The sequence below is a fragment of the Mediterraneibacter sp. 210702-DFI.3.120 genome (assembly GCF_020561005.1).
Lineage (GTDB): Bacteria > Bacillota > Clostridia > Lachnospirales > Lachnospiraceae > Mediterraneibacter > Mediterraneibacter faecis.
Genome location: NZ_JAJCNG010000002.1, coordinates 106,570 through 132,432, shown reverse-complemented (window position 1 = coordinate 132,432; position 25,863 = coordinate 106,570). Strand labels below are relative to the sequence as shown.

Annotated in this window: 22 protein-coding genes and 2 tRNA genes; 13 read left to right on the top strand and 11 right to left on the bottom strand. The window is 41.3% G+C overall.

Annotated elements, in window-relative coordinates; all coding sequences use genetic code 11:
* Positions 1–25 precede the first annotated feature (25 nt).
* The 7 genes from LI162_RS02225 to LI162_RS02195 all read right to left on the bottom strand — a co-directional run bounded on the left by LI162_RS02225 (position 26) and on the right by LI162_RS02195 (position 5,815).
* Positions 26–817 carry a helix-turn-helix transcriptional regulator gene (locus tag LI162_RS02225; protein WP_196020221.1) on the bottom strand — a complete coding sequence of 264 codons (792 nt, stop codon included), beginning with the start codon at positions 815–817 and terminating at the stop codon, positions 26–28.
* Positions 818–868: 51 nt separating this feature from the next.
* The gene (sdaAA, locus tag LI162_RS02220; RefSeq protein ID WP_196020222.1) at positions 869–1,738 is read right to left on the bottom strand and encodes an L-serine ammonia-lyase, iron-sulfur-dependent, subunit alpha; all 870 of its coding nucleotides are present in this window, start codon (positions 1,736–1,738) and stop codon (positions 869–871) included.
* A gap of 23 nt (positions 1,739–1,761) precedes the next feature.
* The gene (sdaAB, locus tag LI162_RS02215; RefSeq protein ID WP_020437103.1) at positions 1,762–2,430 is read right to left on the bottom strand and encodes an L-serine ammonia-lyase, iron-sulfur-dependent subunit beta; all 669 of its coding nucleotides are present in this window, start codon (positions 2,428–2,430) and stop codon (positions 1,762–1,764) included.
* A 108-nt stretch (positions 2,431–2,538) separates the two neighbouring features.
* Complete coding sequence (locus LI162_RS02210) at positions 2,539–3,669, bottom strand: glycosyltransferase family 2 protein (RefSeq protein WP_196020223.1); 1,131 nt, start codon at positions 3,667–3,669, stop codon at positions 2,539–2,541.
* A gap of 148 nt (positions 3,670–3,817) precedes the next feature.
* Positions 3,818–4,753, bottom strand: coding sequence for a TlpA disulfide reductase family protein (locus LI162_RS02205; protein WP_015527735.1), 936 nt, complete (start codon positions 4,751–4,753; stop codon positions 3,818–3,820).
* Between the two features lie 41 nt (positions 4,754–4,794).
* Positions 4,795–5,682: a 4Fe-4S binding protein gene (locus LI162_RS02200; RefSeq protein ID WP_227155641.1), complete on the bottom strand. Its 888-nt coding sequence runs from the start codon at positions 5,680–5,682 to the stop codon at positions 4,795–4,797.
* Positions 5,675–5,815 carry a CD1871A family CXXC motif-containing protein gene (locus tag LI162_RS02195; RefSeq protein WP_020435933.1) on the bottom strand — a complete coding sequence of 47 codons (141 nt, stop codon included), beginning with the start codon at positions 5,813–5,815 and terminating at the stop codon, positions 5,675–5,677. Before LI162_RS02195 ends, LI162_RS02200 begins: the two co-directional genes overlap by 8 nt.
* Before the next feature lie 195 nt (positions 5,816–6,010).
* Here LI162_RS02195 and LI162_RS02190 point away from each other — a divergent pair, with 195 nt between their 5' ends.
* From LI162_RS02190 to LI162_RS02155, 8 genes are all read left to right on the top strand, one after another.
* Entirely contained in the window at positions 6,011–6,748 is a 738-nt protein-coding gene (locus tag LI162_RS02190; RefSeq protein WP_055171397.1) for a response regulator transcription factor, read from the top strand.
* Complete coding sequence (locus LI162_RS02185; protein ID WP_020435935.1) at positions 6,745–7,986, top strand: sensor histidine kinase; 1,242 nt, start codon at positions 6,745–6,747, stop codon at positions 7,984–7,986. The genes LI162_RS02190 and LI162_RS02185 overlap by 4 nt, the downstream gene beginning before the upstream one ends.
* 142 nt (positions 7,987–8,128) lie before the next feature.
* The gene (locus LI162_RS16040; RefSeq protein ID WP_081016868.1) at positions 8,129–8,224 is read left to right on the top strand and encodes a JAB domain-containing protein; all 96 of its coding nucleotides are present in this window, start codon (positions 8,129–8,131) and stop codon (positions 8,222–8,224) included.
* Between the two features lie 390 nt (positions 8,225–8,614).
* The gene (locus tag LI162_RS02175; protein ID WP_020435936.1) at positions 8,615–9,628 is read left to right on the top strand and encodes a LacI family DNA-binding transcriptional regulator; all 1,014 of its coding nucleotides are present in this window, start codon (positions 8,615–8,617) and stop codon (positions 9,626–9,628) included.
* 18 nt (positions 9,629–9,646) lie between these two features.
* Positions 9,647–11,002 carry an ABC transporter substrate-binding protein gene (locus tag LI162_RS02170; protein ID WP_015527740.1) on the top strand — a complete coding sequence of 452 codons (1,356 nt, stop codon included), beginning with the start codon at positions 9,647–9,649 and terminating at the stop codon, positions 11,000–11,002.
* 196 nt (positions 11,003–11,198) lie between these two features.
* Positions 11,199–12,041, top strand: a complete 843-nt coding sequence (locus LI162_RS02165; RefSeq protein WP_020435938.1) for a carbohydrate ABC transporter permease — start codon at positions 11,199–11,201, stop codon at positions 12,039–12,041.
* Positions 12,041–12,871: a carbohydrate ABC transporter permease gene (locus LI162_RS02160; protein ID WP_020435939.1), complete on the top strand. Its 831-nt coding sequence runs from the start codon at positions 12,041–12,043 to the stop codon at positions 12,869–12,871. Before LI162_RS02165 ends, LI162_RS02160 begins: the two co-directional genes overlap by 1 nt.
* Before the next feature lie 10 nt (positions 12,872–12,881).
* Entirely contained in the window at positions 12,882–13,625 is a 744-nt protein-coding gene (locus tag LI162_RS02155; RefSeq protein WP_020435940.1) for a creatininase family protein, read from the top strand.
* Positions 13,626–14,029: 404 nt separating this feature from the next.
* On the opposite strand, the gene LI162_RS02150 is transcribed toward LI162_RS02155, so the two are convergent.
* Both LI162_RS02150 and LI162_RS02145 read right to left on the bottom strand, forming a co-directional pair.
* Complete coding sequence (locus LI162_RS02150; RefSeq protein WP_227155639.1) at positions 14,030–15,370, bottom strand: sodium-dependent transporter; 1,341 nt, start codon at positions 15,368–15,370, stop codon at positions 14,030–14,032.
* Positions 15,371–15,564: 194 nt separating this feature from the next.
* A complete protein-coding gene (locus LI162_RS02145) occupies positions 15,565–16,572 on the bottom strand; it encodes a helix-turn-helix domain-containing protein (RefSeq protein WP_227155637.1) in 1,008 nt (335 codons plus the stop codon).
* Positions 16,573–16,859: 287 nt separating this feature from the next.
* Between LI162_RS02145 and baiCD the strand changes: the two genes are divergently transcribed.
* A complete protein-coding gene (baiCD, locus tag LI162_RS02140) occupies positions 16,860–20,324 on the top strand; it encodes a bile acid Fe-S flavoenzyme BaiCD (RefSeq protein WP_227155635.1) in 3,465 nt (1,154 codons plus the stop codon).
* A 171-nt stretch (positions 20,325–20,495) separates the two neighbouring features.
* Here baiCD and LI162_RS02135 read toward each other — a convergent pair whose 3' ends face one another.
* Complete coding sequence (locus tag LI162_RS02135) at positions 20,496–21,158, bottom strand: GDSL-type esterase/lipase family protein (RefSeq protein WP_227155633.1); 663 nt, start codon at positions 21,156–21,158, stop codon at positions 20,496–20,498.
* A 356-nt stretch (positions 21,159–21,514) separates the two neighbouring features.
* Here LI162_RS02135 and LI162_RS02130 point away from each other — a divergent pair, with 356 nt between their 5' ends.
* The 3 genes from LI162_RS02130 to LI162_RS02120 all read left to right on the top strand — a co-directional run bounded on the left by LI162_RS02130 (position 21,515) and on the right by LI162_RS02120 (position 23,322).
* On the top strand, positions 21,515–23,011 hold the full coding sequence (locus tag LI162_RS02130; protein ID WP_227155631.1) for a DUF6612 family protein: 1,497 nt from the start codon (positions 21,515–21,517) through the stop codon (positions 23,009–23,011).
* A gap of 125 nt (positions 23,012–23,136) precedes the next feature.
* Positions 23,137–23,208 (top strand) — tRNA-Glu (locus tag LI162_RS02125).
* Positions 23,209–23,250: 42 nt separating this feature from the next.
* Positions 23,251–23,322: transfer RNA gene (locus LI162_RS02120), tRNA-Cys, on the top strand.
* A 158-nt stretch (positions 23,323–23,480) separates the two neighbouring features.
* Here the strand turns inward: LI162_RS02120 and LI162_RS02115 are convergent.
* Positions 23,481–24,017, bottom strand: coding sequence for an ECF transporter S component (locus LI162_RS02115; protein WP_227155629.1), 537 nt, complete (start codon positions 24,015–24,017; stop codon positions 23,481–23,483).
* A 251-nt stretch (positions 24,018–24,268) separates the two neighbouring features.
* Here LI162_RS02115 and LI162_RS02110 point away from each other — a divergent pair, with 251 nt between their 5' ends.
* The gene (locus LI162_RS02110; protein ID WP_227155627.1) at positions 24,269–25,855 is read left to right on the top strand and encodes an MBOAT family O-acyltransferase; all 1,587 of its coding nucleotides are present in this window, start codon (positions 24,269–24,271) and stop codon (positions 25,853–25,855) included.
* The last annotated feature ends 8 nt before the right edge of the window (positions 25,856–25,863 follow it).

Sequence of the window (25,863 nt, the reverse complement as noted above, 5' to 3'; positions counted from 1 at the left end):
TAACAGTTAATATCGAAAGCGCTGCTTAATGCGGCTGCTTTCGATACTCTCTTGGTGACATATGATACCGCTCCTGGAATACTCGGTTGAATGTCCGTTGACTGTCGAATCCTGCCCGGATGCAGATGTCGAGAATCGTATGGTCGCTGTGAAGCAGGAGACTACAGGCGTAATCCAATCTTGCTTCATTCAGATACCGGTTAAAATTAGTATGAAATGTGCCGGAGAAGACACGTGATAAAGAGGACTGACTGATTCCAAGGTCATGAGCCATTTTGGAAAGCGTCAGTTCTTCTGTATAATGTGCAGCAATATAAGAAACAGTCTGGTAGATAATGTCATTACTTCCCACACTGCTCTTATCTATCATTTCAAATAAGGGAAGAGTGCGTGCAAGTATAATCTGAATAAATGCCTGATGCAGAATATGCCCTTGTGAAGCGGCTGGATAGACCAGCATGCTTCGCAGGGCATAATTTACGTCTGGGTGTACTTCTTGAGCCAGAATTACCGGATTTACAGGACAAAATTGCTGTAATTCTTTCGTATAACTAGGAGCAAGAAGCGGTGAAGCAAGTGCATAAATCGCCTTACAGGATTCACTGTTGAATACCTGATAGTGGTGGATCAATTCCGGAAATACAAGTGCAAAATCGCCTTTTTCCATATGGTACAATTCAGTTCCGACTCCGATTTCCAGTGTACCTTCTGTCACGGATACAAGTTCCATTGATTTGTGAAGATGTGGGGGAATATGGCAAGAAATCTGTTCAGCGATTTCCAGTGTTTCTTCATTTTCTTCGTAAATCGGTTTCATTTTTTCCTGCCTCCGGGTTAATTGTTTAGAATAGTTGATCTAATAGTATCATCATGCATGTATATGACATGCTTCACAGGCAGATGGTGTTGTTGCGCATCCGCTTAGTGCTGTCTCACGCAGTTCAACCGGAAGTCGCTTTCCGACTTTGTACATTGCCTCGAGCATTTCATCAAAAGGAATGAGCTGAGAAATGCCGGCAAGGGACATTTCAGCTGCAATCAGTGCATTGGAAACCCCGGCTGCATTACGGTTCTGGCAAGGGTATTCTACCAGACCTCCGACCGGATCACAGACGAGTCCAAGCATGTTCATAAGGACTGTTGAGGCGGCATCCAGACATTGCTTAGGAGTTCCACCCATAAGTTCAACAGCGGCAGACGCTGCCATAGCAGATGCAACACCAACCTCAGCCTGACACCCTCCGACAGCACCGGCAACAGTGGCATTTCGCATGGCGAGGTAACCGACAGCGCCCGCATTGAAGAGAACCTGCTGAATCTCTTTGTCGGAGAAATGGTATACTTCCTGAAAAGCGAGAAGCAATCCCGGAACGATGCCTGCGGAACCGGCGGTAGGTGAAGCAACGATCAGTCCCATGGACGCATTTGTCTCAAGGGTTGCCATAGCATAAGTGATAGCTTTCTCAAGCAGTTCACCGCATAGTCCCTGACCACTGGCAGAATGCTGTGCAAGTTTTTGCGCCTCTCCGCCGATCAGCCCGCCCATGGAACGGATTGGTTTTTCAATCGGAGAGCGGGCAGCTTCTTTCATGATTTCAAGAACACGCGCCATTTTTTGATCCACTTCTTTAGCAGGACATTCTCCGGTTATGATCTCTCGATTACGCATAACTTCAGAGATAGAAATATTCTGTTCCTCACATAGTGTAAGGAGTTCGTTTGCATTTTTAAAATCCATATAAAAAACCTCCTTGAACACAATCACATCTGTACGACCATAACATCCAGAACATGTTCGTTCTGGCGGATAGTGTCGGCAATTTCTTCCGGAAGTTTTCCGTCGGATTCTACAATCGTGTAAGCAGTGTGTCCTTTCGATTCACGAAACAGACGCATAAAAGCAATATTGACCCGGCGGTCGCTGAGACAGCTGGTGATCCAGGCAACAACACCCGGAACATCCTTCTGGACAACAATGATAGCACTGTATTCACCGGTGAAATCTACTTCTACATGATTGATCTGTGTGATGTGGACTTTACCGCCGCCAAGAGATTCTCCACGGATCGTCATCTCCTGACCGGCAGTATTGGTCATAATAATATCGACGGTATTCGGATGAATATCAGTTTCTTCCTCATTCGGAGTAAAAGAGTATTTCAGTCCGTTTTCTGTAGCAATCTCGAAGGAATTCCGGATTCGCATATCATCAGTGGAAAATCCCATGATTCCTCCAAGAAGTGCGCGGTCAGTACCGTGTCCGTGATACGTTCTGGCGAAAGAGCCGTAGAGAATAAATTCTACTTTTGCAAGCGGTCCGTTGATCATCTTCTGTGCAAGATAAGCAATGCGTGCCGCACCGGCAGTGTGAGAACTGGAAGGACCGATCATATTCGGCCCCATAACATCAAAAACGCTGATAAAAGACATTTTAAATAGCCTCCTGATTATATATATGATTTCAGTATAGCAAGCGTGGTGGCGAATGTAAATTAATTCTGATTAAGTATTGCTTGAATCGGTAGTGATCTTTACTGTTTACTCACGTAACCCTGTATCTGAAAGTTTTTCATCAATTCTTAGATCAATTAATAATTTGATACCAAATGCGAGTCCCCAATATAAGTGAAACCACATTGCCATAGAAAATCCTTGAATCATGATTTTCCACAATTTCTGAGACAGTTTTCCTGTATATGTTTTTCGTTTTAGTTGTACAAATGTTTCTTTGGACAAATCATCTGTCTGATACATTTTTATCAATTTTATTACGGCCAAAATCGAATGATTGTGTTCTACATATTCCATCTTAGCGTCAAAGAAAATTGCAAAAAATATTAAATAATAAATAAATCCCCAATATTTTTTTTCAAGACATTCTCTTTCTACATTTTTATCCTTTAAGCAATGAATCTGTTTTATCTCCTTTTCTGTCAGGAGCTTCTGTAATCGATATGCAATTGCCATCCAGCATTCCAGGGAATTCGGCCGATAAGTAAATGAAATGGAGTCATCATTTTTTCGATAAATATATCCTGTCTCCTGGATAAAAGCATATTTCGGATTGCATAAATAGCACTGAATATTAAAAAGTTTATCTTCTGCGTAAGGTAGATTCTCAAAAACAGCTTCGTTTTTCTCTAGAAATTGTTTTCGGTAAAGTTTTCCCCATACATAAGAAAGTGTCCCAACTGAAAAGAATCCCTGAAATCTGAAGTCTTCAGAATCCGGATTCAATTCAGAAAAGGACGTATGACTTGCGGCTGCAAAACGTCGTCCGTTCCACAGCCGTTCATAATTTCCCACCACAATATCTGCTTCTTCATGCTTCATCACATTTACGAATCGGTCGAGTACTGCATTGTCTGCTAAAAAGTCATCTGCATCCAGAAACATTATATAGCCACCGTGGGCAGCCAGCAGACCATGATTTCTGACTGCCGCCGGACCTTTTTCTGTTTCTTGCATAACTCGTATTCGTACATCTTTCTTTTCATATGATTGGCAGATTTCGAAGCTATTATCCATTGAACAATTATCAATCAGAAGTAGTTCCCAGTTGTTATAGTTCTGAAAGATAACGCTCTCTATCATTTCAGGTAAATATGCTTCTGCATTATATACCGGTACAATGATCGAAACCATCTGTTCCTGTTTGTTTTCATCCATATCAGTTCGTCCCTTCTATATATAAAGAGATTTCAGCTCATTACCATTTTAATGTTACAGCTTGTAATATCATTATAAAGCATTTTACTATTTTCGACAATTCGATATTCCAGGCAGATTTCATTGATGGATGAAAAACAAATCTAAATTAGTTCTGATCCAGTACGGACTGGATCTGCTTCATCAGCTGATCGTAGTTTGACTGATCATCGATTCCGCCCATGAAAGGCTCGCCAACGATATTTCCGTCTTTATCTACGAGAACTGTTGTAGGGAATGCCATGATGTTTCCGGCGTATTTTCCAACTGTTGAATTGGAATCGAAAGTCAGGTTCTTGTAGGAAGCACCCTGAGCTTTCAGGATTTCTTTTGCTTCTTTGATTCCAGCCTCATTGTTGTCTAAAGTGTCAGTGTTGATACCTACAACTTCACCGCCCATTTCTTTGAGCTTCTCATTTAATTCATTCAGTTTGGAAAGCTCTCCGACGCACGGCTTGCATCCGCTGAACCAGAAGTTTACAACTGTAACTTTGTTTTTAGCAAAAAGGCTGTCGTCTACATCATTGCCGTCCAGATCTTTTCCTTTGAAACCTTTGAATACACCTGTGGACTCATCTGATTTAGAGGAAGCGTTGTCGGAGGATTCGGATGCAGCGCTCTCTTTCTCGAGTTTTGCAATCTCTTCTTCGATACCGCGAATTGTTTCAATGTCTTTGCTCAAAGTTTCATATTCTTCTTCAGAGAAAGAGTCTTTATTAGATTCAACTGTACTTGCAAGAAAGTCAGCATAGTTTTCGTTCATGGCATCACCGTCAGTGTTCTTATTCATAAGACCAAAGACTTTGTCCCATGCATCTTTGTGATCAGCAAAAAGCTGGTTTTCCTGCTGGTAAAGGTCGTCCAGTTTTTTGTTCAGCTCGTCAGTGCTGCCCGTTTCTGTTGTGGAAGAAGATTCCTGTTTTGTATTGGTTGTTGAGGAAGAATTTCCGCAGCCTGTAAATGCAAAAAGTACAGAAATGGCAAGTGATGCAGCGATTACCTTTTTTAATTTCATTGCGTTTGTTCTAAGTGTTTTGTTTTTCATGATTTTAAATCTCCTTTAAATTACATTTTGTTTGTTTTAGTTTATTTATTGTCAGCCTTTTTCTTGTTTGAAAACCCATAATGATAGCAGATTGCGTCAGTCGGACAGGCTTTCATACATTCTCCGCAGCGGATACACTCCGGATGGTTTGGCGTGTCTACTACGTTGACATCCATCTTGCAGACACGGCTGCATTTCTGGCAGCCAACACATTTCTCATGATCAACCTGGATCTTAAGAAAAGATACCTTGTTAAACAGTGAGTAAATAGCGCCCAGCGGGCAGATCCATTTACAAAATGGACGGTAAAACAAGATGCTCAGGATGATGAAAAGCGCAAGGATCGTGAATTTAAATGTAAATAAATGTCCAAGCGCGGAACGGATTCCTGAGTTGGCAAGTGCCAGTGGGATTGCGCCTTCAAGTACTCCCTGCGGGCAAATGTATTTACAGAAGAAAGGATCTCCCATACCAAGTGAATTGGTTACAAATGCCGGAAGCAGTATAACAAAGACAACCAGAATCACATATTTCAGATACCGCAGAGGCTTCAGCTTTGCGGTGGAAAGTTTCTTGCCCGGAATTTTATGCAGCAGATCCTGGAACCATCCAAATGGACAGAGAAATCCGCAGATAAATCGTCCTAACAAAACACCTAACAGGATGAAAAATCCTGTGATGTAGTAAGTGAACTTAAATTTGGAGGATCCTACTACAGCCTGAAATGCTCCGATCGGACAGGCGCCTGTGGCGGCAGGACAAGAGTAACAGTTTAGTCCCGGGACGCACATCGTCTTTACATTTCCCTGATAAATTTTCCCTTTAAACAGATTCGGGATGTGAATATTGGTCAGCAGCGTTGCAGCCGCCTGGATCCATCCGCGGAAGCGGACCAAAGGGTTTTTGTTTGATTTTATTTTCTTATCCAATTCCGACACACTCCATACATAATTTTATTGCCTTGCTAAGCACAACCGCAGCTTCTCCGCGGAAGATTCCGACAAGGAAAAATACCAGACCGGCTGCAAGTAAAAGAATCTGTGTTGCTTTTTCAGATTTCATTAAAATACTCCTTTCAATGTTCAAAGTCAGTTTATTGTTACTGTTTACTCCCGTGTCAATCACTCCGCTGATTGACACGGAGGATGCATGTTTTGGCTTGAATGCATCTCGCCTCATCGCCAAAGGCGATTTAAAATGGCGAGATGCGTTGCTGGTCGCACATCGTGTGAACAGTAACCGTTTATTGACCTTTCGATGTTTGCATTATACAATAGAGGGTGTAAAATTTCTGTTAAGAAAATGGAGAAAAATAAATTGAGATTATTAGTTGTTGAAGATGAGAAGAAATTATGTGATATGATTGCGAAAAGTCTGCATCAGGCAGGTTATGAGGTAGACACGTGTAATGACGGAGAGGAAGCACTGGATATGATTTATGCGGAAATGTATGATCTGATCGTGCTGGATCTTAACCTTCCGGGGATGGATGGAATGGATATTCTTCGGGAGCTTCGCAAGGAAAATGAAGAGACAAAAGTATTGATCTTATCTGCGAGAAGTCAGATTGCAGATAAGGTTGACGGTCTTGATGCGGGGGCGAATGATTATATGGAAAAACCATTTCATCTGCAAGAGCTGGAAGCCCGTGTGCGAAGCCTGACAAGAAGAAAGTTTGTACAGAAAAATGTCTGTCTTGAATGTGGCAGTCTTCGTTTTGATACAAAAGAAAGGACTGCATATGCAAAAGATAAGCCGGTTGCATTGACAAGAAAAGAGAATGGAATTCTGGAGTATCTTCTTTTGAATCAGGGAAGACCGGTCAGTCAGGAAGAGTTGATCGAGCATGTTTGGGATTCTTCTGTAGATAGTTTCAGCGGTTCGATCCGAGTGCATATGTCTTCTCTGAGAAAGAAACTGAAAGCAGGACTTGGTTATGATCCCATCGTGAATAAGATTGGTGAGGGGTATAAGATAGGAGATGGAAAAGCATGAGAAAAATATCGCTCCAGTGGAGACTGACGATTCTTACAACCGTGCTGATCACAGTATTGTGTGGATGTCTGACATTTTTCTTATATAAGAATGGTGTCTATTATATCGATACGCTTCAGGAGACCGTTACAGATCAGGGCACTACGCCGGAGGCAGTCTACATTGATATTCCGGATAATGAGTGGGATGATTTTGCAGCGCAGTTTGCCACGAAGGTTTATAATTCGAAATCAGATTATAGAAATAGAAGTTTGTTGATCACTGGTGTTGTAGCGCTGATTGGCGGAGCGGTAACTTATTTTGTCAGTGGCCGTGCATTGAAACCACTCAGAGAATTCTCAGAAACAGTAGAAAAGGTTCAGGCGCAGAATCTGACAGAGTATACGATTGAGGAAAATAAAATCGCAGAGTTGGACCGACTTCGTACATCTTATAATAAGATGCTCCTGCGACTTTCGGAATCATTCGAGACACAGCGTCAGTTTACAGGGAATGCAGCACATGAACTCCGAACCCCTTTAGCATTAATACAGGCACAACTAGATCTCTATCATGCGGCGGAGAATTCAGAGAACGAAGCAGCTGCACAAGAGACGATCCAGATGGTAACAGAGCAAAATGAACGCCTTAGCAAGCTTGTCAGAACGCTTTTAGATATGAGTGAGCTGCAGACGGTAGCACGTAATGAAAAGATTGAAATGCAGGGGCTGATAGAGGAGGTGCTGGCAGATTTGGAACCGCTGGCACAGGAAAAGAATATTGAACTGATACAGAAGACACAGAATTCATCGGATGGAAGAACAGATGGAACAGAAGAGTCGTTGCTGGTCGCATGTAGTGTGAACAGTAACGAAAAGCCAGAGGATGAACTGATATTGACAGGAAGTGATATTCTGATTTATCGGATGATTTATAATCTCGTTGAAAATGCAATTAAATATAATCGGGTAGATGGAACCGTTACAGTATCGGCGAAGAGAGAGAAGAATGAAGTTGTCCTGACAGTTGCGGATACTGGGAATGGAATTGATGAGGCATTTCGAGAGCAGATTTTTGAACCATTTTTCCGGGTAGATAAGTCAAGAAGCCGTGAGCTTGGCGGTGTGGGACTTGGACTTGCGTTAGTGCGTGAAATTGTGCGGGTGCATGATGGGAAGATTGAGGTTCGCGGAAATGAGCAGGGCGGAACGACATTTGAAGTTAGAATGGGGATGGGATGGAATAGAAGAATAAAATAGGTAATTGCGAAACAAGTTCGCAATCTCGATAAAAAATGCGGTAAGAATCCTGCATCGCAGGATTCTTAAGATGAAAAGTAGGTGTTTCTAAATTTGGACATGATCAAAAGACTTCCCAGATAAACTGCGAAGAAAAGATCGTATGGATCTGAAAGCAACGAGAAGAGTGACTATCGCAGGAGTCCTGATGAACATAAGCCTATTGGATCACATCATCATAGGTGCGGATGGAAGATAGTGCTGAATTTATCATCACTCTGATTCGTATAAGTAATATTTTGGTCACCGTCTAACATGAAAAAATATGCCTTTTCATCATATCCTTTAAGGTTTAACATTGAATCTAATTTCGCATTGTCATACACAGCTCCAATTTCATACTAAATACACACTCCGTTTCTAACTCAAGTCCATCCATTGCCTGTTGAAATCTAAGCCTAATACCGCCTAAACCAACAAATAAATCATTCGTGGCATGAGTAATCCTCCTTCGTTTTGGTTCCACTAAACTATGAGATGGGGGAGCTCCCTTTTTCAAGGAAACTAATTTTGTGACTATTTCACAATTGAAATGTAAACGTTTTCCCGTATGATAAATGTATAGAATTCTTCCGGAGGAATTTTAAATATGGAAAATATAGACATTAAATTTATCGCGAAAAAAAGCGAGTGTTCGATTGCTACGGTTTCTCGTGTGATCAATCGTTCCAAACCAGTCAGCGAGGAGTTACAGAAAAGAGTAATAGATACGATCAGAAAGTACAATTATAATCCAAGCATTTACGCGCAGAATCTGGCGGGTAAAAAGTCAAGACTACTTGGTTTTATAATGACAAACTACATCAATCAATATCAGCTGCTACTGTTTCGTTATCTGAATGAGTTTGCATGCAAGATGGGGTATGGTTGTATTATTCGTTATTGTAATTCTGGATTTGAGGAAAAACTAGAGGTATTAAGAGAACTGGAAATCAGGGGAATCGAAGTCTGCTTTAGCCTTTTTCTGCTTTCGCAGGAAGAGGAAGCGTACATAAAAGAACATTTCAGAATTAAAGTCTGCCATATGCAGTCACCGGAAATGCACTTGAACATCATAGAAAAAAACGAAAGTTCTGTTTATGAGGCTGTGTGCTATCTTGCTCAGCTTGGTCACAAACGAATTGGAGGCATTTTTTGTATTGACGAAATAGATGATAGTTTCCTCATGGCAAGGAAAAGAGGCTTTTTAAAAGCTATAAGTCAGATAAATCTCGATCAAGATGAATCTCTGATCGGCCAGCTTCATGGAGAATGTGAAAAAGACAGTGTGATTTCTGTGATAGAAAAGATATTTGTACCTCAAAAGCCGCCAACGGCATTGTTTTGTTATAGCGATGAAGTTGCGATCGAGGTAATGTCCTGGATCATGAAGCAGGGTTATAGAATTCCAGAGGATATATCTGTGCTTTCATTTGACGGTATTCCGTTTGCGGGACGCGTAACGCCATCTTTGTCTACAATTAGCCAGCCAGTAGAATATCAGGCAAAATGTATTATAAACGGCATGTTGTATCTACAGGATGGAATAGAAAGACCATGTGATGAAAAGGGAAATGAATATCTTCTGCAGATTCGGGACAGTGTGGGGTTTCCTAGTCATTAAAAAGATTGGAGGAAAAATATGAAAGCGAAAAAATTAATTGCTACTGGTATTGCAACATCAATGTTACTGCTGGCGCTTACCGGATGCGGAGCAGGTGGAAATAGTGGTAAATCCGCAAAAGATACAGATAAAGGATCAGTATATTTTCTGAACTTTAAATCTGAACTTTCTTCTGAATGGGAAGAAGTAGCCGGAACCTTTACCAAGGAAACCGGAATTGATATGAAAGTAGTTACTGCGGGAAGCGGAACCTATGAACAGACATTAAAATCTGAGCTTTCCAAAAAAGAAATGCCGACACTTTTTAACGTTAACGGTCCGATTGGATATCAGACATGGAAAGACTATTGTGCTGATCTGAAAGATTCAAAACTTTATGAATGGCTTACTGACAAAGATATGGCAATTACCGATGGCGATGGTGTGTATGGTATTCCGTATGCAGTAGAAGGATATGGAATCATCTATAATGATGCTATTATGAAGAAATATTTTGCGCTTCCGGATAAAGCAGTTGATATTTCAGATACAAAAGAGATTAAAAATTTCGACACGCTTAAAACAGTGGTGGAAGATATGACAAAACATAAAGATGATCTTGGAATTCAGGGAGTTTTCGGTTCAACTTCATTTGCTCCCGGCGAAGATTGGCGTTGGCAGACTCATCTTATGAATATCCCTGTGTACTATGAATACGAGGCTGACGGAGTGGATAATCTGGATGAGATCAAATTCACATATAATAAAAACTTTAAAAATATTTTTGATCTCTATCTGAATAATTCATGTACAGAACCGTCTATGGTTGGATCTAAAAATGTCGAGGAATCCATGGCAGAATTTGCAACTGGAAATGTAGCTATGATCCAAAACGGAAACTGGGGCTGGGCAATGATCTATGACCTGGATGGAAACGTGGTAAAAAAGGAAGATATTAAGTTCCTTCCAATCTATACAGGAGTAGAAGGCGAAGAAAAACAGGGACTTTGTGTCGGAACAGAAAACTATATCTGTATCAACAGTAAGGTTTCTGAAGCTGACCAGAAAGCATCTGAGAAGTTCTTGGAATGGCTGTTTAACAGCGAGAGTGGAAAAGCTTACTGCAATGGAATCCTTGGAATGATCCCGCCATTCTCCACCTTTGGTGAGGATGAAAGACCCGATAATCCGCTCGTACAGGATATGCTTAGTTATATGAACGATGATTCTTTATATTCTATTCCTTGGGACTTTTCAACCTTCCCGAGCCAGGAATTTAAAAACCAGCTTGGAAGCTATCTCCTTGAATATGCGCAAGGAAATATGACATGGGATGATGTAGTTAAGCAGACAACTGATTGCTGGGCATCAGAAAAAGCTCTGCTTGCACAATAGTAGAGTTTATAGGCTGGCGTTTTCCGAACGGAAAATGCCGCATGATACAGTGAATGTAGCAGATTTCGCTGCTTTGGAATGCAAAGCAGCGGTAAAATCCGTTGCTGTTTGTGCAATGCGTGAAAAGCAACAAAATTTATGGGGCAGAGACAAAAATGTTTCTGCCCTATGTACGAAAAGGGAGGCTGTATAGAAGATGGAAAAAGCTTTTAAAAAGAGATTTGTGATATTAATGTTACCAACGCTGATCGCATTTATTATTGCATTTATTATTCCATTTGTACTGGGAATTTATCTTTCATTCACTAAATTTACAACAGTTACAGATGCCCAGTGGATTGGGCTGAGCAATTATATTGTGGCATTCCGGGATAAAGATTTCCTTGCATCTCTCCTGTTTACTGTTAAATTTGTACTTGTTAATCTTGTGACGATTAACTTAATTGCCTTTATGCTGGCATATGTGTTGTCCAGAAAGCTCCGTGGAACAAATATTTTCCGAACAGTTATATTTATGCCGAACCTTTTGGGCGGAATTGTGCTTGGTTATATCTGGCAGCTAATTATTAATGGATTTCTTTCTTTTTTCAAAACAACGCTTACTGCAGATGCGGCATATGGATTCTGGGGAATGGTGCTTGCTATGAACTGGCAGATGATCGGATATATGATGGTTATTTACATTGCAGCTATCCAAAATATTTCAGAGGAAGTAAAAGAAGCAGCACTTATTGATGGTGTAACGCGAGGACAGATGATTAGAAAGATTATTCTGCCTCTGATCATGCCTGCAATTACAATCTGCTTATTTATGACAACAACAAATGCATTTAAAATGTTTGACTTAAACCTTGCTCTGACCGCGGGACTTCCGGGAAAATCGACTTCTCTGGTTGCACTGGATATCTATAATTCATTCTACAACAGAATGGGTTATGAGGGAGTCGGACAGGCCAAAGCAGTGATGTTTTTACTGATTGTTGCTACAATTTCTGTGACGCAGCTTATTATTACTCGGCGTAAGGAGGTTGAAAACTAATGAAAAATAAGAAGAGTAAAATCATACTGATCTTAATTCTTACTGTAATCTCGGTTTTATTTATCGCTCCGATTGTGATTGTATTTATGAATTCGTTTAAGAGCAAACTGTTTATTAACAGTACGCCGTTTGCGTTTCCTAATGCCGACTCTTTTGTAGGTTTGGCGAATTATGGAGAAGGAATGATCAAAACCGGATTTTTGCAGGCATTTTTTATTACTTTATTTATAACTGTAGCCTCTGTGTTTCTTATTGTTGTCCTGACTTCAATGACAGCATGGTATCTGGTACGTGTAAAAAGTCGTTTTACTAAAGTAATGTACTATCTGTTTGCTTTTGCTATGATCGTACCATTCCAGATGGTAATGTTTACGCTTGTTAAAGTATCAAATATGTTTCATTTGGACAATCTGATTGGTATCATATTTATTTATGTCGGATTTGGTGCTGGATTGTCTGTATTTATGTTTACCGGTTTCATTAAATCAATTCCAGTTTCTCTGGAAGAGGCAGCGATGATTGATGGATGTTCTATTATGCAAATTTACTTTAAAATTGTGTTTCCTGTGATACGCCCGATTATTATGACAGTCGCAATTCTGAATGCCATGTGGATCTGGAACGATTATCTGCTTCCATATCTTGTAATTGGTTCTGAATATAAAACAATTTCTGTGGCAATCCAATATCTCAGAGGTGGATATGGATCAATTGACCTTGGACTTATGATGTCCATGCTAGTACTGGCAATCATACCAATTGTAATTTTCTATATGATCTGCCAGAAATGGATCATACAGGGAGTAATCGCCGGAGCAGTGAAAGGATAAGGAGACTAGAATGAAAAAAGTATTATATGAGGAATTACTTCCGGAAGAATGCGTGCAGAGAATACAGGAGATGCCGGTTGCTTATCTCCCGCTTGGCACATTGGAATGGCATGGTCCACATATGCCTCTTGGGGCTGACGGAATCCAGTCAAAAGAGTTGTTTGTCCGAGTGGCAGAAAAAGTAGGCGGCGTAGTACTTCCGATGTTGTTTATGGGACCTGATCGTGTGTTTTATGACAGGGGGACTGAGTTTTATGGAATGGATATTAATACCGAAGGCGCACTGAATACATATTGCGTCCAGCAGATGAAAGGCAGTGCCTATTGGATGGAAAAAGGTCAGTTTCAGGACAATCTGCGCAGTATCTTTGCCCAACTGTCCAGAGCAGGTATACGTATCGTAGTCGGACATGGACATGGTCCATCAACAAATGCATTTCAGGAACTAAAGGAAGAAGCAGCAGAAAAATATGGCCTGCGCATTTTGACTGCTTGGACATTTGCAGATGATGATCGGTTGAAATATCAGAATGACCATGCCGGAGCGAATGAAACATCTATCGTAATGGCTGTACGTCCGGAGTTGGTAGACTTTGGACAGGTGAAAGAAAATGAAAGTAATCTGATCGGAATCGCAGGACGTCATCCAGTCAGAGAATCATCCGTAGCATACGGAAATGAGATCCTTGAGTATACAATGAAAACACTTATTTCAGGTATTGAAAAGGAGTACAAAATACTCAAAGAAAGCTAGATGCAAATGAGTTTGAACTGTTTTATGAAAAAAGAATCCTGCTCGCAGGATTCTTTTTTCAGCATTTGTTGATTTTTTTACAAATTCAATTTTCTTCTCGTAGCAAAGCTACGATATCTGAGTCATTATCCATTGCCGATTTGTCGGTAATTTCTGTTTTCTCCAATTCTTCAACTGAAATTTGAGATTCAGTACTATTGTCTATTATTTTCAAATGAAACACTTCTTTTTTCTCTGCAGCCTACACGTACATTCTATTGTGTTTGTCAACCCTTAAAAAATGGTTAGACCACTTATTGAAAATCTAACCATTTAAGATACGCAATGCTAATCAAATGACATTGGGCTCTGAACAGTTACGCATAAAAAAGGCTGCGCACCTATAGTTCAATATTATTGTTTCATCAACCGATTCCGCCCAGCACTGCGCCAGCAATCAGTGCAACAAGTGCGAGTGGAACAAGGACATATTTTCCAAGTGGCAAGAACCAAGTTCCGATTTTTTTCTCACGTCCAGTATTTACAGCTTTCAGTGCGAATTCTTTATCTGCGATCCAGAAGAACATGATCGCTGCAAGCATTGCTCCAAGTGGGCAGATATAGATAGAAACTGCGTCCATCCATCCGGAGACGATGCCCTGGATGAGAAGTGCGATACAGCAGCCGAATGCTGTAATGATTCCAACAGCTGAGACACGCTTTAATCCGAAACGTTCCTGTAATGTAGCAACCGGAGCTTCGTATAGATTTACAAGTGAACTCATTCCGGCAAAAAGTACGCAGATGTAGAAAATGATGCCTACAATCTTGCCGCCGGGCATTCCGTTGAATACATTGACCAGATAGATAAACATCAGTCCCGGGCCGCCAGAAGATAATTCAGCACCGCCGACTGCCATTCCCGGAATGATCACGAAAGCAGCGAGTAAGGCAGCGATTGTATCGAAGATGGCAACATTTTTTGCAGAATTTACCAGGTCTTCAGAATCCTTTAAGTAGGAACCATAAATAACAGTTCCATTTCCGGCAATGGACAGAGAGAAGAATGCCTGCCCAAAAGCATAGATCCAAAGTCTTGGATCTAAAAGTCCCTTTGGATTGATTGTGAAGATGTAACGATATCCGGTCGATGAACCAGGAAGGGAGAAAATATATACCCCGAGTCCAAGAAACAGTACGAACAATAACGGCATCATTACGCCGTTGGCACGCTCGATTCCACCGGCAATCCCCATTGCCATGATCACAGCAGTCACAAGAACTGCGATTACAAGCCAGAGATTATTACCAAAAGCAGAAGCAGTACTGTCGAACATACCTCCAATTTGATTCATATCTTGTTTCATGCCGGCAATCTGTCCGGTCAGCGCAAGGAAAGTGTATTTGAAAATCCATCCGACAACAACGGTATATCCGATCGCAAGTGCGAGGGAGCCGAGAACCGGAAGCAGTCCGACCAATTCACCTGTTTTCTTATTGCCAGTTCGCATTTCTGTACAGACACCAAAGGCTTTGATTGGTCCACCTTTGGCGGCGCGTCCGAGCGCCATCTCTTCGATCACTCCGGTAGAAGCAATCAATATTACAAATAAAATATAAGGAATCAGAAAAGTCATACCACCCCAGTCTGATACCATGTAAGGAAATCGCCAGATATTCCCCATACCGACGGCAGAGCCGATGCAGGCAAGGATAAATCCTGTCCGGCTTTTGAATCCGTCACGTTCTTTCTCATGTTTTCCCATGTGTAGTCCTCCTGTAAAAGTGCGCATACTTTTGTACACGAACGTATTGATGTATTATAGCATATTTACATAAAGAAAAGAAGCACCGAGATGATGCTTCTTTTGGTGTAATATTTTTTTCAGTACAATGTGAGTGGCGATTTTATGATAAAATCAAATTTTTTTATCTAACCATTTTTTAACAGTAGTTGTATCTACCAGTCGGCTCCAAGGATTAATTGTGGAAAATTTGCTAAAAGTTCTAACTCGCCGTGCTGACTGTGTATTAAATCAATTTTGTCATCAAATAAATCAAGAAGCTGTTTTTCAAGAGCTTTTCCTTCTAAAGTCTGTTGCAGCCAAACGTAGACTCTTTCGCAGGTGAGATGAATGTTCGTGCAATAATCAACAAAAAGAGGACTGATTTCTAACATGATAGAACAAATCTCACTGTCGTAGATTTGGATTTCCGGATAAATATACAGAGAGTAATATCGTTTCCAGGCATCAATATTTTCTTTATCTTTCATAAACGCACGGATTCTGTTTTTCATTTCTTCGGCATATTGCAAACAGCCGTCGTGATCTAAAGATGCTACATAGTTGATATGCTTGTCTTTCTTTTTGAAAAGTCTGTCAATGTCAGTAATGTCAAGTGTATGAAGAAACTGACGAATCTTGCGACAGTTTTCATTATACTGAATGTTTGTAAGATGATTTAATTTCTGCCACAAAAATTCCTGGTACTCGGTCAACGGTGGTTCGGGAAGGAAATGAATCCACAAAATCCGGTTAACCTGAAGCTTATCATTTGCATCAAAAGAATCACTTTCCGGATAAGAGCATATTTCAGGAATATGGATCTGAGTTCCTAAGGCATATAGTTTATCAATATCTGTGTTAACCGGAAGGCGTTCGAAAAGATCATTCATAGCAGATAAAATTCCTTCTAAACGTTCCTTTTCTTTATGGAGCTCTTTGATATGCTGATTTAAATATAGTCCGGTGCTGTCAGGCGTATTCAGAATAGATCTGATCACGGAAATAGAAAGGCCGGCATTACGAAACAGACGTATTAAAGATAGTCGCTTCACTTCTTCCTCTGAAAAATCATAATAACCGTTCTGAACATCAGAAGCAGGAGAAAGTAATCCTTCCTTAATATAATAGTGAATATTTCTTTTTGTAAATCCGCTGATTTTACAGATTTCCTGCATTCTCATAACGTATCCTCCTTGTCACGTTATCTGTATAATTTCAGTATACTTATTCTAAAGCGTACAGTCAACTGTACAGAGGAAATGGCCCTGTTTTCCGATAAAAGATTTCTCATGGGGATTTTAACTAATGTAGTTTGGAAAAAAGTAAAAAGTGGGGCATGAAGTTTGGCAATAATGTGTCATTGACGTTCATTCATCTGTACAGTGTAAACTATAGGTAACGCAAAACTCGTAGCAAGAATGATGGAGCATTCTTGGAAAATGAAATAAGAAAAAGGAGGCTGATTTTTGTGTTTGAGAAGTTATTTAGTCCTATAAAAATAAAAGATATGGAATTAAAGAACCGTATTATTCTTCCGGCTATGGGAACGAAATTTTCAGGTGACGGAAGTGAAGTTACAGACAAACTGATCGATTATCATGTGGCTCGTGTAAAAGGTGGAAGCGGATTAAACATTGTCGAAGTTACAAGTGTTTACACACCAGCAGCACCAAAACGTTTCTTATCCCTTAGTGAAGACGAGTATATTCCGGGTATGAAAAGATTAACAGATGCAATCCATGCAGAAGGTGGTAAGGCCGGCGTTCAGTTGTGGCTTGGAGCTCTGGCAGTTTCTTCTGACCGTGCAGCGCAGATCATTATCCCAAGTGATATGCCGATCAGTGCAGAAATCACAATTCCGGGAATGCCTAAAGAATTGATTCCGGTTGTAGTAGATGCCTATGGAAAGGCTGCAAACCGCGCAGTTCAGGCAGGATATGACTGTATTGAATTCCATTGTGCACATACCTACCTGCCACACTCTTTCTTGTCCGGTGGAATTAACAGACGAACAGATGAGTATGGCGGATCTTTTGAAAACCGTGCAAAATTCCCATTAGAGTGTATTCGTGCAATCCGTGCTAATATGCCGGAGGGTATGCCATTGTTAATGAGAATCGATGCACATGATGATTATCTTGAAGGTGGACTTACAATCGAAGAAGTAATCAAATTCTGTAAACTTGCACAGGAAGCAGGTGTTGACGTTCTGGATGTTTCCAGAGGAAATATTTTGTCAAATGGATTGAAATTCGAAGTTCCTCCTGTAGATCTTCCACAGGGATTTAATGTTGACAATGCAGCTAAAATCCGCGAGGAAACAGGAATGTTGACAATTGGGGTTGGACGAATTAATACACCTGAACTTGCAGAAAAGATTCTGGAAGAAGACAAAGTAGATATGGTTGTTATGGGACGTGCACAGCTTGCAGACCCTGACTTCTGTAAGAAGGCAGAAGCAGGACAGACAGACGATATTGATTATTGTATCGGATGCAATCAGGGCTGTTATGATGGCTTTGAAAATATGGATATGGAATGTATTACCTGTCTTCGTAACCCGGCTCTTGGACGCGAAAAAGAATGTGAGATCCATCTGACAGAAAAACCAGAGACAGTACTTGTAGCCGGTGGAGGTATTGCAGGACTGGAAGCTGCAATTATCCTGAAGAAGAGAGGACATGATCCGATTCTCTGCGAAGCGACAGACACACTTGGTGGTCAGTTCTTAACAGCAGGTGAGGCACCGCGTAAGAAAGAAATGAAAGCGGCGGCAATCTCAATGGCTAAGAAGGCGGAACGACTGGGCGTTGATATTCGTATGAATACAAAAGTTACACCGGAAATGATTGAAGAAATCAAACCTCATACTGTTATGAACGCAATCGGTGCAGAGTCAATCATTCCTCCGATTCCGGGCGTAGATAAGGCATTTGTAAAAGATTCTCATGATGTATTAGACGGTAAAGCAGAAGCTACAGGAAATGTTGTTGTGATCGGTGGCGGTATGGTCGGCATGGAAACAGCAGAATATCTGGCAGAAAAGGGAGCGAAAGTAAGCGTTCTCGAAATGCTTCCGGATATCTGTTCTGATATGGGAACAACAAGAAAAATATGTATGGGTGAAGAAATCCAGAAATCCGGCATTATCCCGGTTACATCCGTAAAAGTAACTGAAATCGGTGACAATGTTGTGATCGGCGAAAAAGACGGAGAAAAAGTTGAATTCCCATGTGATACGGCAGTACTTGCAATCGGTGCTAAGAAACGTGACGGAAGTGCTCTTGCAGAGACATGTTATAAAAACGGAATTGGCTACTTTGAGATTGGTGATGCAGCAATGGCAAGACGTGCAATTAATGCAACCAGAGAAGCAATGGATGCAGCACTTACATTTGACCGTGAAGATGTGCACAGAGATGTATCAAAACCGAAAAAACTTGTTTTCATAACAGGTGCGAGCGGAATGATGGGAGGCCAGACACTGAAACAGTTGCTGGCAAGACCAAACAGATTCAAAGTACGTGCGCTGCTCAGACCATCCGATAAGAATCGTGTATTTGCAAAGAAACATATGTGTCCTGCACTTGAAGTTGTATGGGGAGACATGTCAGATTACGACACAATCAAAAAATGCGTAGATGGTTGTGATTATGTATTACATATTGGCGCAATGGTATCTCCGGCAGCGGATAAATATCCGGAAGAGACATTGTATACAAATATCGGATCAACATTAAATATCATAAAAGCAATTAAAGAGCAGCCAGATCCGGATAAAGTTCATTTGGCATATGTCGGAACAGTTGCTATGACAGGAAGCAGACTGGAACCTGTACATTTTGGTAGAGTTGGAGATCCGATGAACCCGTCTATTCACGATTACTATGCATTGTCAAAAGTATTTACTGAGGCAGCATTGTATGATTGCGGATTAAAATACTGGGTATCCATTCGCCAGACTGGTCAGCATCCAAGTGCAGAGACGGCAGCTCAGGAACCAATCATGTTCCATCAGCCACCGAACAATGTATTGGAGTGGAGCACACAGATTGAGTCTGGTATCTGTATGGCAAACTTATGTGAAGACTGGGTAGATGAAAGCTTTTGGAGAAAAGCATATAACTTAAGTAGTGGAAAAGAATTCCGTAAGACTACATGGGAATTCATGAATCTTAATCTGAATCCGATGGGTTATAATTTTGAAGATATTTATGAACCACAGCAGATGGCAAGATTTAACTTCCATGGACAGTACTATACAGATGCAGATGTTTTGGAAAATTATCTCCACTTCCGCTGCATTTCCGGAAAAGAGTATTGGGAAAAAGTTGAAAACACAGCAAGACGTCTCTTCAAGAACCCAATGGTTGCGGCAATGCTTCCGAATATTGAGCAGTTAAAGGAAAAAAATAAAGCGATAGCTTCAAAAGAAATGGGACCAAGATGGGCAGAAGAAAATAATAAAACCGAATGGATTCAGGCATTCTACGGATCTTTGGAAGAAAAACACAAATTGATCGGAACAAAATTCGAACTTCATCGTCCAAGCGAAGAAGAAACATTCCTTGATCACGGATATGATGAAAGCAAAGATCTTGAGAATCTGACAGCTGAAGATCTGCAGAAAGCGGCAGAATTCAGAGGAGGCGAGTATCTTGGCGGAGAAATCGAAGATATCTATACTCCTGTAAAATGGAAGTGTGCGTTCGGACACGAATTTGATTTATCTGTAAATGCGGCTCTTCAGGGAGGACACTGGTGTCCAGAATGTATGAAGAAGAGTTGGGCTTATCCAAAGATTGCAAGAAAGAACCCATTCTATGCACAGGTATGGGATCCACAGCACAGTAAAGATGAGACTTACGAAATTCCAATGAGATTCAGCGCATATGAGATTCGTGAAGAATTGAAGAAAAAACTTGATTTATAAACACAATAATAATCTTTTCTGATGAAAGGGCTGTCGTATGACAGCTCTTTTAATTTACGCGGGCAACGAGCCAAAGTCCGTGCTTGCACGAGACCTTGGCGACTGCCGCGATAACTTGAGAAACTCGCGGAGCGTGTTTCTCATAGTTGGTAAGAGCATTAGGGAAGAATATTATGCAATATGACAGAAAGAAGAGTCCATCCCTTTTTCAAGCAATCCACTTTCAGTAATTGTTTTATAAACAGCATCCGCAAGTGCTGCATGACCGGATTCATCCAGATGTTCCCGGTCAATTTCACTTGGAAGAGCGATTTTTGAAGCGTCCAGAAAACCGGCGTGATAATGAGTGGCAACTTTCCGATATTCCTGTGCAAGCTGTCTGGAAACCTGTTCAGACGCAAGATCGAATTCAGGATCAAAGCCGTCATCTCCGACTCCATTGCCAAGATGGATCGGAGAGATGATCAAGAGTTCAAAGGGCTGAGAACTATATTTCTTCGCCTTTTCAATAACCTGAATCAATCCTTTGGCAATCGTTTTGGAAGAAGCGTTAAAGCGCGTTTTACAGTCATTTGTTCCTAACATGAGAACCAGAAGATCTATAGGAGTGTGAGTCTCTATTGTGATTCCAATCTGGTCTAATCCGCGGCGGCCTTCGCGAAAAGCGTCCGAAAAAATAGTTGTGCGGCCGCACAATCCTTCTTCGATAATGCGATGTCCGTTGCCGAATTTCTTCTGAAGCAGGCAGGTCCATCTTGTTTTTTCATCAAAGCGTCCGGTTCCATCCGGGCGGTATCCGTAAGTATTCGAATCTCCAAAGCATAAGATATTCATAAGCAAATTCCTCACTCAAACAAAATAACATATTAAACAAGTATGAAAAGTATGATAAAGTATTTCAATGAGAAAGTCAATAGAAAAACCCAATAAACATATAAAAGTAGTAGGAAAATAGAAGACGATAGGGGAATGCTCGGGTTATTGGCATATTCATGCCAAAACACCTCGCGGGATAGTGGTGTGTGAACAGTAACTATTGTTCAGTAGTGAGATGTCACAGGCAGGAAGTAAGCATTGTTTTTGAGAAAATAATTTTGTATAATGAAGTGCAAAGCTGGTTACGATAAGAGATAGCAGTAAGAATGTCGAGGCATTCTTGAATATACGACTTGGGAAGTGAAAGACAAACTATGAAATGTAAATGGATAAAGAAGTTAACAGCAGGAATTATATTTCTTGCGGCAGTTGGAAGTCTGAGTGGCTGTCAGAAAGCAGCGACATCGGAGAATCTGTTCCGCGATATTGAGGTTAATATGACATCAGTAGAATCGGCAGAAGAGAATCAGATCGTAAAACTGCAGATGGGTGATGGTGACAGTGCGATCAGCCAGGAGAGCAATCTGGATATCGAGATGACACGGGATCCGGCAGCAGTACACAGAAAAGGTCAGCAGAAGACGAATATGGCCGGAACGAAAGAGACACAGGAGATGGAATCTTATCAGGTGGAAGAAGACGGGAAGACTGTGATCTATAGTGGAACGGATGAAGCCTGGGAGAAGAACGCTGTTGAGGAGAAAGAGACATCTTCACAGCAGACGGCATTGTTCGATGGACTTCAGAATCTGTCCGGAGCATTCAGCGTTTCACAGGATCTTGCGACCGTGAATAAGGAAGAGTGTTTTGAGCTGACAGGAACGATCAGTGGAACACAGTTCCAGGAGACATTTGCAGATACGCTGAAAGCTTTACTCGGAGAAGATTCCTCTGATCTGTCAGGCTGGAATCTACAGGCTTCCGAGGATGAGGAAAACAACGAGGAGCTTCAGCAGAAATTGAACAACATAAAAGTGGACTGTGTGATTGATATTTATAGAAGTAATATACTTCCGGCAAAGATTACCTTTGATCTGACAGATTATTTGAAGACAGCAGGAGAAGAGAATGCACAGGTGACATCCTATACACTGGAAGTGACATTTGTGTCCTATAATGATACAAAGAAGATTAAAGTGCCAAAGGCTGTAAAGGAATCTGCGAAGGATAATGGTGAGGACGAAGCGGAGAATAATACAGATGAAATGCTGGAAGAAGAGAATCAGGAAGCAGCGGCAGAAGCAGAAGCCACTAAGGGAATCCAGTCGGATATAGAAGGTGCCGCACCACAAAGTGAAGAACTTGGAGCAAGCTGGAATTCTTATACCGTTCAGATTAACGGTAAGGTACTGACGCTTCCGTGTACAATCGCAGACCTGGAAAGCACTGGACTTACACTGGATGAAAAAAGCCTTCCGCAGGAGTATGAGATTGAAGCAGGAGATTATCAGAATGCCTGGTTTAAAGATGCTTCCAAGAATACGATCATGGTGGATTTGATCAATACAGGGAATGCTGTAAAAGAAGCGAAGGATTGTCTGGTCGGAGGAATCTATGTGGAACAGTATTCACTGAGAAACGAAGACCTGACAGTAATATTCCCGGGAGGGATCCAGTTAGGAACGGCAATTGATGTCGTTCAGGCAGCATATGGAGAAGCATCCCAACATACAGAATCCGAGCTTGTAAATGTATATAACTGGTATGAAGACGGAAGTTTTTATAATAGTTGCGAGATCGATACGAACAGCACGGATGGAACAGTGAGCATGATGGGAATCAGCAGATTTGAAGTAAAAAATGGTGAGTAACTGTTGTGTTTTGAAGTGTGATGAAAAAAAGGTGAAAAAAATAAAAGAAAATTTGTAAAAACACTTGCATTCCACAAAAACATATGATATTATATAAAACGGTCACGCGAGAAAGTGATCGTTGAGGCCCCGTGGTCAAGCGGTTAAGACATCGCCCTTTCACGGCGGTAACACGGGTTCGATTCCCGTCGGGGTCATTTTACAGAAAGCATTGCTGGCTGTAATAAAATTTAAGATATGGCGCAGTAGCCAAGCGGTAAGGCGTGGGTCTGCAACACCCTGATTCACCGGTTCAAATCCGGTCTGCGCCTCTTAGAAAGTCTGGAAATGATTGTTTCCAGACTTTTTTCTTTATGTGAAAATAAGTATTAGATACAACAAAATCCCCCATGAGAAGAAGTAAAGATTCTGTCTTCCCATGGGGAATTTTGCGTGCAATATTATAGGGCTTATCAGTTAATAAACAAACTTATGAATTCGCAAGTGCTGTCTGTTTTACATCCGGAATTGCAATCAAAATCGGATAAAGCACTGCAGACAGAACCAGTCCACCGATTCCCTGGACCAGGTTCGCCGGAACGCTTGCGAATGCGCCGGCTCCGTAGATAAAGTACTCGCACAGGCAGTAACCGCCGGCAACGAGAATGATATCAGCAACACCGCCGAGGATGACTGCTGTGTAACGGCTCTTGGAATTCTTACCTACTTTACGGTAAAGAAGGGCGGAGCAAAGGGATACCAGTCCTTTGATCACAAATGTGATCGGAACATAGACAAAATATCCTCCGAGCAGGTCTGCCATAGCAGATCCGATACCGCCTGCGAGAAATCCCCATGTAGGTCCGAGAACAACACCAGCAAGGATAACAATCGCATCACCCGGGTGAATATATCCGCTTGTTCCGGGAGTAGGAATCTTGATTGACATCGTAGCAACACAGGCAAGCGCTGCGAACAGTGCAGCCATGACAAGTTTCTTTAATGTTACTGTTGACTTAGAATTCATAACAAAAACCTCTTTCCTTTAAGATTTACCATACTATACAACAGAAGTGGACTATAAAAAAGAGCCACTTTTACAAAAATAAACCATACCAGTTTTAAACGAAAAATAAATTTATAAAATCTTAAGAAATGTAGAGAGTATGCTTTAAGATGTTGATGAAATAATAAAAGAGATTTAAATCAGAACCGTTTGTACCTGTATAGATACGTTGCCAGGGAACACAGTTCACAAAAGAAGGAGAACTACAAAAGATGGGATATCATTCGATCATATATATCTTCTTATTTCTTCCGGTCTGTCTGTTCGTCTATCAGCTTGCACCGGAGAAATGGAGAGGAAGAGTCCTGCTGGGATTCAGCTGGATTTTCTTTTATCTGCTAAGTGGGAAATTACTGGTTTATCTTTTAGGAACAACGCTTCTGACCCATTGTATCGGCATCTGGCTGACTGTGATCCGGATGCAGGAAGCGAAGGCTGTAGAAGGTCTGGAACGGAAACAAAAGAAAGCAGTGAAGATGGAATATCAGAAAAAAGGACGAAGAGTTCTTGCACTTGGCATCTTCATTTTACTTGGAATTCTCGGCTATCTGAAATATTTTGATTTCTTTACGGTGAATTTAAGTCATCTGTTTGGACATCCGGTTCTGGAAGGATGGAGACCGGAAAATCTATTAATGCCAATTGGAATATCATTTTATACATTGCAGGCTATTGGTTATATGACAGATGTGTACTGGGGAACCATACAGGCAGAGACAGAAATCTGGAGAACCGCATTGTTTCTTGGATTCTTCCCACAGATCATGGAAGGACCAATCGCAAGATATTCTGATGTGGCAGACACATTGTATACAGGAAAATCATTGGAATATAGAAATGTGGTCGATGGTTATGTAAGAATCTTCTGGGGACTCTTTAAAAAGATGGTGATAGCTGACCGTATGGCACTGATGGTAAATCAGGTATTTGACCATTATGCAGACTATCATGGTGCAGTGATTCTTGCAGCAGCGATTGGTTACGTGATTCAGCTTTATATGGAATTCTCCGGCTGTATGGACATCATTATAGGAAGTGGAAAGTTGTTTGGTATCTGCCTTCCGGAAAACTTCCGACAGCCGTTCTGTGCGAAGAATCCTTCGGAATTCTGGCGCAGATGGCATATTACACTCGGCGCGTGGTTCAAGGCATATATTTTCTATCCGGTATCGGTATCCGGATTGGTTAAGAAATGGAACCAGTATGGAAGAAAGCATTGCGGAAAGCATATTACAAGACTGGTGACTTCTGCAATCGCCCTGTTCCCAGTGTGGGTTGCGAACGGAGTCTGGCATGGTGCGCAGTGGAATTATATTTTTTATGGAATGTATTACTTTGTTCTGATCATGCTTGGGATTGCTGTAGAACCGGTTCGAGACTGCATTTTGGAAACATGTCATATCAATCCAGAGACGAGGGTTTGGAGAATGATTCAGATCGCAAAGACGTTGGTGATCATTGTGGTCGGAGAATTATTTTTCCGTGCAAATGGATTGAAGGCCGGATGGTATATGTTCTGCAATATGATAAAACATTTTGATGCTGGACAATTAACAGATGGGACACTGTATACACTCGGGCTCGAGCGGGCAGATTATCTGGCAGTGATAGTGGGATGCCTGATCGTCGGAATTGTGGGTTCTATGAAAGAGCACGGAATCCCTGTGCAGAAGAAAATGGGAGAACTGGCTGTACCGGTGCGTTGGGGATTGTATTATGCTTTGATTATAAGTATTTTAATCTTCGCAGCGTATGGGGATGGATATCAGATTCAAGATCTGATCTACGCCGGTTTCTGAGGTGATAA

Coding starts and splice junctions, on each gene's coding strand:
- LI162_RS02135 (WP_227155633.1), bottom strand. CDS start 21,158: ATGAATATCTTATGCTTTGGAGATTCGAATACTTACGGATACCGCCCG.
- LI162_RS02155 (WP_020435940.1), top strand. CDS start 12,882: ATGAAAAAAGTATTATATGAGGAATTACTTCCGGAAGAATGCGTGCAG.
- LI162_RS02210 (WP_196020223.1), bottom strand. CDS start 3,669: ATGGATGAAAACAAACAGGAACAGATGGTTTCGATCATTGTACCGGTA.
- LI162_RS02190 (WP_055171397.1), top strand. CDS start 6,011: ATGTTTGCATTATACAATAGAGGGTGTAAAATTTCTGTTAAGAAAATG.
- LI162_RS02150 (WP_227155639.1), bottom strand. CDS start 15,370: ATGGGAAAACATGAGAAAGAACGTGACGGATTCAAAAGCCGGACAGGA.
- sdaAA (WP_196020222.1), bottom strand. CDS start 1,738: ATGGATTTTAAAAATGCAAACGAACTCCTTACACTATGTGAGGAACAG.
- LI162_RS02205 (WP_015527735.1), bottom strand. CDS start 4,753: ATGAAAAACAAAACACTTAGAACAAACGCAATGAAATTAAAAAAGGTA.
- LI162_RS02175 (WP_020435936.1), top strand. CDS start 8,615: ATGGAAAATATAGACATTAAATTTATCGCGAAAAAAAGCGAGTGTTCG.
- LI162_RS02145 (WP_227155637.1), bottom strand. CDS start 16,572: ATGAGAATGCAGGAAATCTGTAAAATCAGCGGATTTACAAAAAGAAAT.
- LI162_RS02195 (WP_020435933.1), bottom strand. CDS start 5,815: ATGAAATCTGAAAAAGCAACACAGATTCTTTTACTTGCAGCCGGTCTG.
- LI162_RS02225 (WP_196020221.1), bottom strand. CDS start 817: ATGAAACCGATTTACGAAGAAAATGAAGAAACACTGGAAATCGCTGAA.
- LI162_RS16040 (WP_081016868.1), top strand. CDS start 8,129: ATGGATCTGAAAGCAACGAGAAGAGTGACTATCGCAGGAGTCCTGATG.
- sdaAB (WP_020437103.1), bottom strand. CDS start 2,430: ATGTCTTTTATCAGCGTTTTTGATGTTATGGGGCCGAATATGATCGGT.
- LI162_RS02160 (WP_020435939.1), top strand. CDS start 12,041: ATGAAAAATAAGAAGAGTAAAATCATACTGATCTTAATTCTTACTGTA.
- LI162_RS02115 (WP_227155629.1), bottom strand. CDS start 24,017: ATGAATTCTAAGTCAACAGTAACATTAAAGAAACTTGTCATGGCTGCA.
- LI162_RS02165 (WP_020435938.1), top strand. CDS start 11,199: ATGGAAAAAGCTTTTAAAAAGAGATTTGTGATATTAATGTTACCAACG.
- LI162_RS02110 (WP_227155627.1), top strand. CDS start 24,269: ATGGGATATCATTCGATCATATATATCTTCTTATTTCTTCCGGTCTGT.
- LI162_RS02130 (WP_227155631.1), top strand. CDS start 21,515: ATGAAATGTAAATGGATAAAGAAGTTAACAGCAGGAATTATATTTCTT.
- LI162_RS02185 (WP_020435935.1), top strand. CDS start 6,745: ATGAGAAAAATATCGCTCCAGTGGAGACTGACGATTCTTACAACCGTG.
- LI162_RS02170 (WP_015527740.1), top strand. CDS start 9,647: ATGAAAGCGAAAAAATTAATTGCTACTGGTATTGCAACATCAATGTTA.